Source organism: Rhizobium cerradonense, from assembly GCF_030182455.1.
Classification (GTDB): domain Bacteria; phylum Pseudomonadota; class Alphaproteobacteria; order Rhizobiales; family Rhizobiaceae; genus Rhizobium.
In genome coordinates, this window is the sequence record NZ_JAQJCK010000003.1 from 338875 (window position 1) to 352152 (window position 13278).

Sequence of the window (13278 nt, forward strand, 5' to 3'; positions counted from 1 at the left end):
CGGACGCACCTCGAAAAAGCCCGGTGCGCCACGGCTCCTTCAGCCGCAACCAACGGTCTTCAATATGGCGATAAACATGAACCTGCTGCCTCATGCCCGCAAGCACTAAACAAGTGGTAGAACCACTATCGCCGTTTGAATGACCAGCCCTCGGGCCGCCCCTCGATCACGGTCACCGTATCGCCGATCTTTACCGTGCCTTCGCCGCGCGGTGCGGCATTCCAGCCGAAGAGCGGACCGGGGACGCGGCGGTCGGCAGACATGCGGACGCGGCCCATGGCGGGCATCGGGTTCGGAACGTCGCGCGAGCCGGTTTTCTGGTCCTGCGTCGTCATGATGCAGCGGGCGCATGGCTTGACGAGATCGAGCCGAATGCCGCCGATCTCGATCGCCGCCCAGCGGTCCTCGGGCCACTCCTCATCGCAGTCGATGACGATGTTGGGGCGAAAACGCTCCATGCCGACCGAACCCTCGCTATGGGTGGCAAGATCGGCATTTAGCGCCTTCAGCGAGCCGGTGGTGGTGATCAGGATCTGGTATCCGTCGACGAAGGTAACCGGCGCGTCGCCGCCGGCCCATTCCGGATTGGCGACGCGCTTGGCGAGCCTGTCGAAGAAGACCATTTTGACGTCGCGACAGAGCCACGCCGACAGGGCCTTGTTGGTTTCCTCGTCGGCAACAGAAGCGCTGACATCCGATTTCCAGACGACGACATCCATGCGGTTGTCCGGGTGCGGCGGAGGCACGATGATGTCGGCCTTGCCCTCCATTTTCAGACGCAGATAGGAGGGGCCAGGCTGGATGTCGATGCGGGCAAGATCCTGCAATTCGCGTTGCGTGATGAATTGGCCTGATGGTTCGACCAGCATGGCGCGACGATCGCCGACCAGGCCGAAAGCGTCGACGGAGGCGGATGGAATGGCAATGCCGCGCGCACTCTTGAGCGGATAGATGAAGAGATCGCTGATCCGCATGAATAGCCCTCAGATTTCGTCGATGAACATTGCCAGCACCGTCTTCAACCGCTCGTGCCGCTCGCCGGCAAACCTGCGGCCGGTTTCGGTTTTAAACCCATCCGCTAGTTTGAACAGCTTTGTCTCGAAATGGTCAATGGCGAAGCGCTTGTCGTCCAGCGGCCGCTCTGTCGCGAGCGGGTCGAACGGATCGTAGAGGCCCGAGCCCAGGCGCCCCGCGATATAGAAACAACGGGCAGCGCCGACCATGCCGATCGCATCCAGCCGGTCGGCATCCTGCAGCATTTTCGCCTCCGGCGTTTCCGGCGGAATATTGGCGGAAAAGCTGTGCGTGGTGATCGCGTGCGATACGGCGGCGATATCCTCGCCAGCCCATCCAAGCTCCCTCAGGATGCCCGAGGCCTTCTCGGCTGCCAGCCGCGATGCCTGGGCGCGATGCGGCGAATTTTTCTCCACCGAGACGCAATCATGCAGCAATACGGCGGCGGCGAGGATGCGGGCATCGCCGCCTTCTTCGGCCTGGATCGACATGGCGCTCTTGAAGACGCGCAGGATGTGGGCGACGTCGTGCGAGCCGTCGTCGCCATCGGCCGCATGTGGAATAAGCTGCGCGGCGAGCGTCTCGAACGGGGCAAAGGCCCGCGCCATCCTGTTGGTATCCATCTTCGGCCCCATGTCGGAGTGATCTGTCGGAATGATCTCGTGCGTTCCTACCGGGCGCAGAGATTCGCCGCAATCATTCCGTCGTTTTCCTCCCCGTCAGGACCTTCTGATAGAACAGGCCGATGCCGATCAGCACCGCGCCGAGGCCGATGAACGATAGTGCCCGCAGGAAGCCTTCGAGATTTGCCATGTCGATCAGAAACACTTTCACGACAGCGACGAACACCAGCGCAGCCGACGCGATACGCAGGCTGCGAGCATCGAAACGCGCCCCAAGCCAAAGAAGGGCGATGCCGATCAGCAGCCAGACGACGGAATAGGAATAGACTTCCCCCTGGATGAAGTCATTCCAGAACGGGATGTATTCGCCCTGCCAGAAACGGCGCACCGACAGCGTCGCCCAGGCAAAGGCCATGACCGCGCCGGCGACGGCCAACATCGTCACATAAGGCCGTGGCCGTCTGCCCCGCGCATAGAGCGCCAAGCCGCCATAGGCGATCGCCGGCAGCAGATAGCCGAGCAGCAACAGGTTGAAGAAAGGAATCCCGCCGGTGCTTTCGCCTGTCATGAAGGGGTTGAGCCCGAGCAAATGCAACGACAGGATCAGGATGACGGAGAGGACACCGAGCGCCATTCCGCCATAACGGAAGACGGGGCTCGATGCGCTGAGATCAAGCGCCATCAGCGTCGCCGAGGCGCCGATCGCCAGCAATGTGTAGATCGATTGTTCGCTGAGCGTCGGAATGTTTGCATTCAAGACGCCGCCGTTCATCGCATGGCGCACCAGGATTGCGATGGTCAGCAGCACCAGGAAGCTCGCAAGCGCCTGCAGCGTGTTGCGCAGCCGGAGGTCCTGCGAATGCCTGAGCTCGAAGGCGGCCCAGACGGCGAGGGCCGCGGGGATGCCGTAACCAGCAAGCAGCATGTTGAAGATCGGCGTCGTGCCGAGTTCATCCGGGTCGACGATGGTCGGCTGCCAGGCAATGCGCCCGAGGGTGATGAGCAGCGCCGCAACCATCGTCCATGGCAGGGCCGGCCAGGAGCGGGCGCGCCCGGCGAGCAGAAATGCCATGCCAAGCACCGGCAGCAGTATCGTCGGGGTGGCGTTATGGGTCAGCGTATGAAGAGCGAAGACCAGGGCAGCGAAGGAGCCTGCCGCGAGGATATTGGTCGGCAAGGCCCCGTTGGCTTCCGGGCAACGGCGGTGCTGCAATTCGGCGAGCGCCATCAGGACCGCAGCAAGCACGATGCCATAAAGCCCATGCAGCCAGTCGCGCATCCAGTTGCCGAAGGTGACATAGCTGATCACGGCGATCGTCAGCGGCGTGGCGACCATGATCGCGCTCCATAGCGCGGCAAAGGGCTTCTCGCTTTCGCCAAAACGCTTGAGAAAGAAGAAGCCGGCGATGACAAAGATCGCGCCAAGGCCGAGACCGTCATAGACGACAAGATGGGAAAGTGCCGGAACGATCTGCGCTATGTTCAGCTCCGCACCGATCTCCGGCTGCATCAGGGCGATGAACATGCCAAAGCCGGCCGCTATCGCCGACAGGATTGCCGCCCAGGCCGCATACACGCGGCTGGCTCCGAAGACCGCAACGGTTGCGACGATCACAGCGAAGAGCAGCGATGCGTCCGGGAGCGGGTATCCGTACAGAAGACTGTAAGCGAGGAAGGCCAGGGCGACCGCAGTGCTGCCGATCGATGCCGTCAGCGTCATTCCAAGCGGTGCGCGCGCCAGGAACGCGGCCCAATGGCTGGCCGGTGGTGCGACCGATAACCCCTCGGTTTTGACCGAATCTATATCTTTCTCGATCGTTGCGGCTGCTCCATAGCGTCCGGGCCAAATAAAAATCGTGCCGGCGATCATCGCCAGCATGGCCAGAGTAACCGGGGTCAGGTCAACGACATCGCTATTGAAGATGTAAAGCAGCGGCCAGATGCTGAGGAGGGCATTGGCGAAGGACGGTACAGTGTGCCAACGGCGCAGGCGCGATGCCGCAATGGTGGCGAGCCACGTGAAGACGAGATAGCCGAACAGCGTCCACGGTCTTGGCGCCGTCGAGGCAATGAGCACCGGGGTGATCATGGAAGCCAGGAGCCCAAGCCCCGCAAGCGCCTGGCCATGCAGCAGCGACAGGCCAAGCGTGGCGAGCGAAATCAGCCCCAGAAGGACGAAGGCGGCCGCCGGTCCGATGAAGCCGTAAATGCCATGGGCAGCATAGGTCGAGCCGAACAGCGCGACGACACCCGCCGCCGTCAGCACGCCGGGGATCATCGCGTTCTGGAAGGTATTGGCCAGCATAGGCTCGGACCGGCGCCGGATGACTTCGCCAGCAGCGATAAGGACCAAGCCGAAGATGGCGGCAAGCACCAGCCGCACGGCAGGACTGAGCAGGCCGCTTTCGATCGAATATTTGACCAGGAAGATGCCGCCGAGCGCCAGCGCAATACCGCCCACCCAGACGGCCCAGCGGGCGCCAATCGTGCTCTCCAGACTTTCGTCTTTCTGCTGAAGGGCGGCCGCGACCATGTCCTCTTGTTGCTCTGGCGTGCCGCCATCGGAAAAGGCGGCTTCCTCCATGTCTGACGTTGTCTCTGCGGCGGCTTCGGTCAACGGCTGCGCCGCGGTTTCGGACGCTTCGATTACCTCTTCAACAGACTCTGCCGCCGCGGCTGATTCGCTCGAATCGACCGACAACACATGGCCAGCAAGCGCATTTTGCAGCTCTGAAACGCGGCTTTCCAGCCGTTGTAGCCGTTGGTTGTAGCTGCGCAGTATCAAAATACCCACGACCACAATCACGATCAGCAGCAGTTCGGTCATATCCACTCCATGGGCTTCCATCGTTACATTATACGAAAAGACCAGGACAGGAAGGGCCAGTCGGCCGATTTTCCCTATGATTACAGGGAATTACCAGATAGGGAGCGGGACGCACTGCGCGGTCGGCCATCATAGACTTATTAGGAAATAGCGATTTATAACTTGAAAACTATTGTTAATACTCATTAACAATTCGTCTTTACCCGGGCGGCAAATCAGCCTATCAACACTCATAGTTAACCAGAACGTATTGCGTACAAACGACGTCGCATGAGGCGGCTCCTCACCCAAGGAGGTTTGTATGTCCCATGTATCTTCCACATCCAATAGTACCTATCCTTATCGCGGTACGCTTTCGCGGCTCGATGCGAATGACGACGGTGTTTTGAGTCGTGAAGAGCGCGAAGCCGACGAGCGACCGGGCATTCTCGAGACCGATGCGGTCGATAACGGTAGCGCGAATGGCGCATTGGGCAGCCTGATGGCAAAGCTGATGCAAATGTCCACCGGTAGCGCGACGACGGGCAAAATGTCCGCGGCCAGTAATGCTTACGACCTCGATCTGTTGACGCCGATGGATGCTTACAACAGCACTTACGGCCAATACGACGTGGACAGCAGCATGGCGGCCTGAGCGGTCGCCTTGGCCATGCCATCATAAAGGCCCGCCGGACAGTGGCGGGCCTTTTTGCGTCCAAGACCTGCCCATTTCTCTTCTCGCGGGAACACCCGACCCTGTGATGCGTTGCCTTCACGACTCAAACGGGAGAATGTTCCATGAGGACGATCATTATTGCTGCGGCCCTGGCCTTGGCGGCAGCTCTGCCCGCGACTGCGCAGGACAAGCAGACGGCAATTGCCAATTTTATCGGTGTCGACGGCAAACAGGCGGGACGGGCGGTCCTGACCGAAGCGAAGACGGGCGTGCTGATCGAACTCGACGTGTCCGGCCTGCCCGCCAATCGATGGGTCGCCTTCCATATCCATGAGAACAATCATTGCGACCATACGCACGGCTTCGAATCCGCCGGCGGCCATTTCAATCCCGCAAATGCCGAACACGGCCTGCTTGCGGCCAATGGCCCGCATGCCGGCGACATGCCCAATCAATATGTCGACCAGGACGGCAAGCTCAGGGCGCAGGTCTTCAACGGCATGGTCTTGCTGGACGGCAAAAACGGCATTCGCGGCCGAACGCTGATGATCCATGCGGAGTCGGATGACTACCGCAGCCAACCTGTCGGCGGCGCCGGTAAACGGCTGGCTTGCGCCGTTATCGAATAGCCCTGCGCCAAGGGTGATTCGCTCGATTGTCGTGATCTGCGCCAAGCAGCGGTTGTCTCTCGCTCGTAGAGGCCCACCGCCAATATGATTCGCTGCCTGTCAATTGGGGTTAATGATCAATTAACACCTATCTTTGACCGCCTCCGAAAATCGGCCTATGCCAATCGGCATTTCAACGAGCGTACTGCGTCCCACCGAAAACGCCTGACAGCGTTTACTTCAGGAGATTTGGATGAGTGGTATTTCTTCAGTTGGAAGCAGCATGAGCGCTGCCTCGTACAATCCCCTTGATAAGAATCACGATGGCGTTGTGGACGCCCAGGAGCTGCAGGAAGCAGCACAATCCGGCCTCCTGTCTGCAAGCGTTCTTGCCGACGAGGACAGTGACGACAGCAGCGATCAGAGCGCCACGGGCGCTTTCTCGGGCAATCTGGCGTCTATGCTGCTGCAGATGCAGCAGAGCAGCGGCAGTGGCGAGACCAGCACTGATTCGTCTGCCACCGACACCTCATCCGTGGAAAAGACGTCCAGCAGCAGTAGCGGCGGCACGGCCACCAGTGACAATACCAGCCAGAATGCGTTGGAAGTCTTCATCAAAGAGATGGAGGCCTCGATGAATGTCTATCAGAATACCTACGGTCAATACGATCCCGATCAGTCGGATAGCGTTGCCGCCTGATCGGCCGTTCTCGTAAAAGCTGAAAATGGACGGAGATTGCGCAAGCGCAGTCTCCGTTTTTATATGACGCCGATTTCCGCTTGTAGCGATAGGACAAAGGGCGCGTTGCCGTCCGCATCCGCGCCGCGGCCGATCGCCTTGACGGCGTCGACGAGCCGGCCTTTGCGGTCAAGCATCTGGTCACCGATCATGATCAGCCGTGCATTCGGCGTCGCATAGGGCGAGGCGGTGCGCAGCCGATGGGCAAGCGCCAGATCGTCCTGCTCGGGATGGACGGCAAGCGCTGCGATCAGCGCGGCAGCGGGGGAGCGCGACACGCCCATCCAGCAATGGATCAGCAGCGGTGCCGTGCGATCCCAGTTTCTGGCAAAATCGATGATATCGCGGACATGTGTCTCCTGCGGTGCCACGAGGTCGCCGGTGCCGGGAAAGCTGATGTCGTTCATGCCAAGCAGCAGGTGCCGTTCTGCCTTGATCACCGCCGGCCGGTGAAACGTCTGTTCCCTGGCCATCAAGCTGATCATTTCGGATGCGCCGTGACGAACGGCCATCTCGGCGATGCGTGCCAGCGGCGATACGACGATGGCGGTCATGCGTCAGTTCTCACGGTGGCGCGTTCGGCCTCGATCGCTGCGAAGCGCGCCAGGAAGAGGCGTTGCGCTTCGATCGCCGGCATCGGTTCCATCGGCAACATCTCCTGCGTAATGCCGCGAGGCTGGCCGAAGAACTTGCGCGCTTCCTGCGGCGTGAAACCGGCAAGCAGCGTCGCCTCGAAATAGGCAGAGACCGTATCGGCCTTCTTGATCTTTTCCTTCAATGCCGGCCCGCAATGCGGCGGCAGGGTAAAGCGTCGGTAGATCGCGGCTTCCAGGCGCTTCTCCACCACCTTGTAGTCGCCGCCGACCACGGATTTGAACGGCGAGATCATGTCGCCGATGACATATTCGGGCGCATCGTGCAGCAGCGCCGCTAACTGCTCGTCCGGCGTCGGCTGGTTGAGATGCCGGAAGATCGTCTCCACCACGAGACTGTGTTGCGCCACCGAGAAAGCGTGATCCCCGGAGGTCTGGCCGTTCCAGCGCGCCACGCGGGCAAGCCCGTGGGCTATATCGCCGATCTCGACGTCGAGCGGCGAAGGGTCCAGCAGATCCAGCCTGCGGCCGGACAACATGCGCTGCCAGGCGCGCGGGATATTACCCGCTGTCATGCCGAAGCCTCATCGCTCTGCGTGGGGAAGGAGAGGCCGGACCAGGCGGGCAGCGCGAGCAAAACTTCGCGATCTGCCGCAAGGATCGGCGTGCCGGCGGCGATGGCTTCGCCGGCGCGGTCGATGCGGACGATGGCAAGGCCCTTGGCGCCATCAGTCGAACCAAGCGTGCCGATCGGCTTGCCGTCAGCAGTCAACTCGGTACCGGTGGCGGGCAGATCGGTGCTGCCGCTGACGATGACGACCCGTCGGCGCGCCGTGCCGCGATGCTGCATGCGGGACACCACTTCCTGGCCGACATAGCAGCCCTTGCGGAAGCCGAGGCCGCCGTTCAGATCCATCAGCACGTCATGCGGAAAAGCATCCTGCAGGGCGAAATCCTGGCCGGAAACTGCAATGCCATTGGAGATGCGGAGCGTCTGGTAGAGCGCCTCCGCATCGTCGCCGTGCTGGCCGGGCGTGCGCGTAAGCGTGATCCCTGCCTTGGCGAAACGGCTGTCCTTCCGGCTTTCAGCCGCATTCTCGCGCCAGGCGACCGTGACGCCTTCCGTCTCTATTACAGCAAAATCGACCGGTGCGCGCAGGCGGTACATGGTGAGCCGCTTCAGAAGCCCTTCTCTCTGCGCTGCATCGGTCTCCAACAGAAAGCCGGGGCCATCCCGCCAGATCATGAAATCGAACAGGATCTTGCCTTGCGGTGTGAGCAGCGCGCCGGGACGGGCCTCGTCCGTGCCGAGCGAGGCAAGATCGGTGGTGATGAGATTGTGCAGGAAGGCTTCCGCCTCCGCGCCGGTGACGCGAAGAAAGGAGCGATCTCTGAGGAATACGGCTGGCATTGTGGACCCGCTAATTTGGCCTATCGCTCAGAGGTAAGGCCTCCGGTCGGGAACCGCAAGTTCTGAGCAGGGATCATTCGCCCGACGTGAAGAATTTCCACTTGCCATCGGGTGTGATGCCGACGCGGTAGAAATTATAGCCGCCGAATTCCAGCATGTCGGAGAAATCGCCGGCGGTAACGATGCGCATCAAATCGACCTTTTCCGGCGCAGTCAGGGACTTGATGTCCTTCTCCGCGAAATAGGGCCAGACATACATTTCATCCGGTGTGCCTTGGCCGACATGCGCAAAGCCGGACGACATGATGTCAAGGAGAATGGAGAGGATCTCGATGCCGTCGGGGTCGCCGGAAAGATCATGCAGCGTCTTGATCGGGTCTTCGGTCGGATCGTCCGCCGTCACCTGCGTCTGCTTGAGGCCGCCGCCGACGTTCATCAGCGGACGCAGACGCTCTAGATCACCGGAGGCGGCCGCCTCGACGATCGCTTCCCGCAGCTTGCGCACCGGCTCAGGCGCCTTGCTGATATCGAAGAGAATCTCCGCCTGCTTGCCGCCATTCGGTGCACTGCTCGATGCGGCACCACTGCTCTGTCCGGCCTGGTTGTTAACCAGCGGATCGGGTGCGGGAATTGTTTTTGAGGGTGCCTCCAGCGCCTCTTCGACCGGCTTGTCATTGCGCTGCTGCGCTGATTTCCCGGCAACGCCCGGCTGGGCGGCGGGCGGATTGAGCTGGGAGAAGGCAAAGGCCGGCAAAGGTAGGGCGAGGCTGCCGAAAAACATGGTCGCTACGGCAAGCGAGGCAATGGAACGTCGAAACTCATTGCCCGGTACGGTGTGCATAGGGATCTCTGGCTGTTATTGCAGGGTGCGGTTCGGAGAGAATTCACCAGCAAGCATGCGGTCCCTAAGTGATTCGAGCAAGGCTTCTGCGCCCTGTTCTCCCTGAATGCGAATAGTCTCGCGGATGGCATGGGCAATTGCAGCGTCGGCGATGATTTCCGGCTCGATGCCGTCAGCCATCCCGTCAGCCCAGGCCTCGTTCTGGTATTCCAGCGCTGCCTGCCTTTTTTCGTGGACAATCATGTCGTCGATGTCGTTCAGGCTTGGTTCCATTGTTTCGTTCCTCGAGACGTCCATGTCCTTACCGCTTGATTAACGACTTTATCAGCCTTTTCCTAAAACGACACGGCTCGGCATGAAAAGGGGTTAATAAATCGTCAATTTCCAAAGCGAGCGGTTATTTCTGTGGCAAGTGTTGCACCTTCGTTACGGTAGCGCTCCTCAGCCACGATAGCCTGCGGCGTGCAATCCGTGTAAACCGATGCAAAGGATCTATATCCTCGGTTGAACGAGGCAGTCAGTTTTTCCTTGCGTTTCGGCTCGTCTTTCGTCTCTGCGTCCAGCAATCGCTGCATATCGGCCCGCCAGGAATCTTCTTTTCCGGTGTTGCAGAGATTGCGCAGATAGTGGATCGAGCCGAGAATTTCGGCGAGCCGTGACAACTGATCGTCATAGGGCGTCGGCCGCTCAGCATTATCGGTGTTGCCCGGCACCTGCGCCTCCGGAACGCTCGCCGGAGGCTGCGCAAAGGCCGGAAATGCGGCCACAAACGCGGCGCAGACCGGGAACAGGTTGATGAGGCGACGGTGATTCATACACACAGTTGATATGCCAAGCATGACCGGAGCAAGGCGAAAGCCTCACTTTCCACGCCGTTATTGTTACGCATCGTTAACGCTGGGGCTTCGAATATCTTGTTAGACCCGAGCAGCCGTCAGCCGTTCGGCGCATTCGAGCACGCTCGCCGGAACGGGCAGGGCGCGGATCTCTTCCAGTGAATACCAGCCAATCGCCGCGGCATCGTCGGCAGCTTCGGCAATCGCATCCTCGTCGGCATCGACCAGAAAGACCGACAGAACGAAATGGCTGACGAGCCTCCCGTCTGCTGCATGGCTCCTGAGATCGTAGGTCTCGTAGAGGCGGGGGTTTCGGGCTGATATTCCGGTCTCTTCCCTGAACTCCCGCAATGCCGTTTCCGCGGGCGTTTCGCCATCCTCGGCCCGCCCGCCGGGAAAGGCATACATATCGGCGGATGGCGGATTGCGCCGCAGCACCAGCAGGAACCGGCCGTCACGTTCAAGGATGGCGGAGGAAGCGGGGCGAGGGATGGAGGTCATGGATCGATTCGGGTTCTGATGAAGATATCGGAGGCAAAGGATACGGCGCTTGTCGTCCGAGATAAAAGCTCTTTTAATTACGAATGAGAATGGCGGCGATTCGGATTCGCCAGCCAGACTGCCGAAAATCATGATGACCTATGGACTTTACGCGCTCGCGGCGCTGGCCGAAATTGCCGGCTGTTTCGCCTTCTGGGCGTGGTTGCGGCTGGCAAAGCCGATCTGGTGGCTTGCGCCCGGCCTGGTGTCGCTGGCGCTGTTTGCCTGGTTGCTGACGTTGGTGCCGAGCGATGTGGCGGGGCGCACCTTTGCCGCCTATGGCGGCGTCTATATCGTTGCTTCCCTACTCTGGCTCTGGCTTGTCGAGGGGCGTTCGCCGGATCGCTGGGATCTCTCCGGCGCTGCCGTTTGCCTTGCGGGCGCGACCATCATTCTCTTTGGTCCTCGCAACTGACCTTGTTCTTGACCGGGCGCCTTGCGGGTGCAAAACAAGCTGCATGTGCGGACGATTTGCGTTGACCGAAACGGAGAAGAAGGTACGGGAATTGCTCGGTTATCTCGAGCATGAAGACTTTCCCGCGCGCTTCAACATTGCCCCTACACAACCGATTCTGGTCGTCGTTTCAGGCGATCGGCCGGAGCGGGGCAGCAATTTGCCGGATCGCCGCGCGCTGCTGGTGCGCTGGGGTTTCACGCCGGCCTGGGTGAAGGATCCCAAGGAATTTCCGTTGCTGATCAATGCCCGCGCAGAAACCGCGATCGGCAAGGCATCGTTCCGCGCCGCCATGCGCCATCGGCGCATCCTGATCCCGGCATCGGGCTTTTACGAATGGCATCGTCCGTCGAAGGAGAGCGGCGAGAAATCGCAGGCCTATTGGATCCGTCCACGCCACGGTGGCGTCATCGCCTTTGCCGGACTGATGGAGACCTGGTCGTCAGCCGATGGTTCCGAGGTCGATACCGGTGCGATCCTGACGACATCAGCGAACCGAACGATGCGTCCGATTCACGACCGGATGCCTGTTGTCGTCAAGCCGGAAGATTTCACGCGCTGGCTCGATTGCAAGACGCAGGAGCCGCGTGAGGTCCTCGATCTGATGGGGCCGGTTCAGGAGGATTTTTTCGAGGCGATTCCGGTTTCGGATCGCGTCAACAAGGTCGCCAATATGGGACCGGAGCTGCAGGTACCCGTTGCGATCGAACCTCCTGCCAAGCCGTCGAAGAAGCTTGATCCCGGCGATGGCCAGTTGAGCCTTCTCTGAACGGCTTGCATTCGATCGGATGCGGCAGGCTTTAAGCGATCTTCTTCTTCAGCGGCTGGGTCTTCAGCATCAGATGTGCTGCCAGGACAGCCTTGAGGCCAAGCGGGCGATAGAGCAGAGTAGGATCGATCTTAACTTGCGGTTGTGCTGATTCGTCTTTTTTCGTGGTCATGTGTTACCTCCTCAACGTGTTCCCAGGGTGTTTTTTGATTCTGCCGTGCGATGTTGTTTTGTCATAAATCATGACAAATCAAAGGCATTCGCCAATCAGCTTTTGTAAACACCGACCATATTTCGCGAGGGTGGCGCGAAATTTAACGCAAAACATATCTAATTTAGTTGTTTATTTTTCGTTAATGAGTTGCGTTAACCACAACGGAATTTGGCCGGAGAGAGTGATTGGCGACCGCGATTTTATCACGATTGGCCCTCCCAATTCCTGCTGCACCACAACTACAACCCGATTGCCGACGTCAAATCGGGCCTGGTTTTAGGCGCTAGATATGCCGGCCGATATCGTCGTTTGAATCATCCACATCAGGATCGGCGGGGCCGTTGATGGTGAAGGTGCCGTATTTGCGTGTCCAGGAACGGGCGCCCAAGGGCAACGACAGGAGATAGGCAACGACGGTGACCACCATGACATGCCAGGTATAGCTCATCAGCAGCGCCACATAGACGACGAGGGCAAGCATGATCGGCAGCACGAGATCGCGGCGAATGCGGCTGCCTTCCGTTTTTCCGGACCAGACGGGCAGGCGGCTGACCAGCAGGAAGCCAATCAACACGGTGTAGGCGGCGCCCCAATAGGCAAAGGTCCTGGTGGGTGCCAGCCCTAGAAAACCGAGATAGACCGGCAGCAATACCAGCATCGCCCCGGCCGGCGCCGGTACGCCGACAAAATATTCAGACTGCCAGGATGCCTTGTTCTCCCGTTCCGCCATGACGTTGAAGCGTGCAAGGCGCAGGCCGGCCGCGATGGTGTAGATCAGCGCCGCGATCCAGCCGAGCGAGCGGGCCTGATCGAGCAGGAATACGTAGACCACGAGCGCCGGCGCGACACCGAAGTTGACAATGTCGGCAAGCGAATCCATCTGCGCGCCGAACTTGGAGGTGGCTTTCATCAGCCGTGCCACGCGTCCGTCGATGCCATCGAGGAAAGCGGCGACAAGCACGGCCACGACCGCGAGCTCGTAACGATTTTCGAAGGCGAGACGGATGCCGGTCAGGCCCGCGCAGATCGCCAGCACGGTGATCATGTTCGGCACCATCAGCCGTAGCGGGATTTCCCGCAGGCGCGGCCCGCGCGCCTCGTCGTTGGGACCATGCGGCTCGAAGGGCGGAAAAGGCGTCTTCATCTCGCTCGTT

The 13278-nt window shown here is 60.2% G+C and carries 17 protein-coding genes; 5 read left to right on the forward strand and 12 right to left on the reverse strand.

Annotated features, from left to right (window positions below):
- Positions 1-125: 125 nt before the first annotated feature.
- The 3 genes from PH547_RS09250 to PH547_RS09260 form a co-directional block, all read right to left on the reverse strand.
- Entirely contained in the window at positions 126-974 is an 849-nt protein-coding gene (locus tag PH547_RS09250; protein WP_104822517.1) for an MOSC domain-containing protein, read from the reverse strand.
- A gap of 9 nt (positions 975-983) precedes the next feature.
- Positions 984-1637, reverse strand: a complete 654-nt coding sequence (locus PH547_RS09255; protein WP_199773531.1) for an HD domain-containing protein — start codon at positions 1635-1637, stop codon at positions 984-986.
- 73 nt (positions 1638-1710) lie between these two features.
- On the reverse strand, positions 1711-4464 hold the full coding sequence (locus PH547_RS09260; RefSeq protein WP_285168130.1) for a DUF2339 domain-containing protein: 2754 nt from the start codon (positions 4462-4464) through the stop codon (positions 1711-1713).
- A 301-nt stretch (positions 4465-4765) separates the two neighbouring features.
- On the opposite strand from PH547_RS09260, the gene PH547_RS09265 reads away from it, so the two are divergent.
- The 3 genes from PH547_RS09265 (at position 4766) to PH547_RS09275 (ending at position 6427) form a co-directional block, all read left to right on the forward strand.
- Positions 4766-5098 (forward strand): hypothetical protein, encoded by a 333-nt coding sequence (locus tag PH547_RS09265; RefSeq protein WP_104822519.1) that lies wholly within the window; start codon positions 4766-4768, stop codon positions 5096-5098.
- A 143-nt stretch (positions 5099-5241) separates the two neighbouring features.
- A complete protein-coding gene (locus PH547_RS09270) occupies positions 5242-5748 on the forward strand; it encodes a superoxide dismutase family protein (protein WP_104822520.1) in 507 nt (168 codons plus the stop codon).
- Between the two features lie 262 nt (positions 5749-6010).
- Positions 6011-6427 (forward strand): hypothetical protein, encoded by a 417-nt coding sequence (locus PH547_RS09275; protein ID WP_245463938.1) that lies wholly within the window; start codon positions 6011-6013, stop codon positions 6425-6427.
- A gap of 59 nt (positions 6428-6486) precedes the next feature.
- On the opposite strand, the gene PH547_RS09280 is transcribed toward PH547_RS09275, so the two are convergent.
- From PH547_RS09280 to PH547_RS09310, 7 genes are all read right to left on the reverse strand, one after another.
- The gene (locus tag PH547_RS09280) at positions 6487-7020 is read right to left on the reverse strand and encodes a tyrosine phosphatase family protein (RefSeq protein WP_104822522.1); all 534 of its coding nucleotides are present in this window, start codon (positions 7018-7020) and stop codon (positions 6487-6489) included.
- Entirely contained in the window at positions 7017-7634 is a 618-nt protein-coding gene (locus PH547_RS09285; RefSeq protein ID WP_104822523.1) for a YfbR-like 5'-deoxynucleotidase, read from the reverse strand. The genes PH547_RS09280 and PH547_RS09285 overlap by 4 nt, the downstream gene beginning before the upstream one ends.
- A complete protein-coding gene (ygfZ, locus tag PH547_RS09290) occupies positions 7631-8470 on the reverse strand; it encodes a CAF17-like 4Fe-4S cluster assembly/insertion protein YgfZ (protein WP_104822524.1) in 840 nt (279 codons plus the stop codon). The genes PH547_RS09285 and ygfZ overlap by 4 nt, the downstream gene beginning before the upstream one ends.
- Positions 8471-8543: 73 nt before the next feature.
- Positions 8544-9311 carry a hypothetical protein gene (locus tag PH547_RS09295; protein ID WP_104822525.1) on the reverse strand — a complete coding sequence of 256 codons (768 nt, stop codon included), beginning with the start codon at positions 9309-9311 and terminating at the stop codon, positions 8544-8546.
- A gap of 15 nt (positions 9312-9326) precedes the next feature.
- A complete protein-coding gene (locus tag PH547_RS09300; protein ID WP_028753410.1) occupies positions 9327-9584 on the reverse strand; it encodes a hypothetical protein in 258 nt (85 codons plus the stop codon).
- 104 nt (positions 9585-9688) lie between these two features.
- Positions 9689-10150: a TIGR02301 family protein gene (locus PH547_RS09305; protein WP_445944982.1), complete on the reverse strand. Its 462-nt coding sequence runs from the start codon at positions 10148-10150 to the stop codon at positions 9689-9691.
- Between the two features lie 78 nt (positions 10151-10228).
- Positions 10229-10648: an NUDIX hydrolase gene (locus PH547_RS09310; protein ID WP_104825039.1), complete on the reverse strand. Its 420-nt coding sequence runs from the start codon at positions 10646-10648 to the stop codon at positions 10229-10231.
- 133 nt (positions 10649-10781) lie between these two features.
- Between PH547_RS09310 and PH547_RS09315 the strand changes: the two genes are divergently transcribed.
- Entirely contained in the window at positions 10782-11102 is a 321-nt protein-coding gene (locus tag PH547_RS09315) for a YnfA family protein (RefSeq protein ID WP_104822527.1), read from the forward strand.
- 43 nt (positions 11103-11145) lie between these two features.
- On the forward strand, positions 11146-11910 hold the full coding sequence (locus tag PH547_RS09320; RefSeq protein WP_104822528.1) for an SOS response-associated peptidase: 765 nt from the start codon (positions 11146-11148) through the stop codon (positions 11908-11910).
- A 31-nt stretch (positions 11911-11941) separates the two neighbouring features.
- Here PH547_RS09320 and PH547_RS09325 read toward each other — a convergent pair whose 3' ends face one another.
- Both PH547_RS09325 and pssA read right to left on the reverse strand, forming a co-directional pair.
- Positions 11942-12082: a hypothetical protein gene (locus tag PH547_RS09325; protein ID WP_199773532.1), complete on the reverse strand. Its 141-nt coding sequence runs from the start codon at positions 12080-12082 to the stop codon at positions 11942-11944.
- 325 nt (positions 12083-12407) lie between these two features.
- Positions 12408-13268: a CDP-diacylglycerol--serine O-phosphatidyltransferase gene (gene pssA, locus PH547_RS09330; protein ID WP_104822529.1), complete on the reverse strand. Its 861-nt coding sequence runs from the start codon at positions 13266-13268 to the stop codon at positions 12408-12410.
- Positions 13269-13278: the final 10 nt, after the last annotated feature.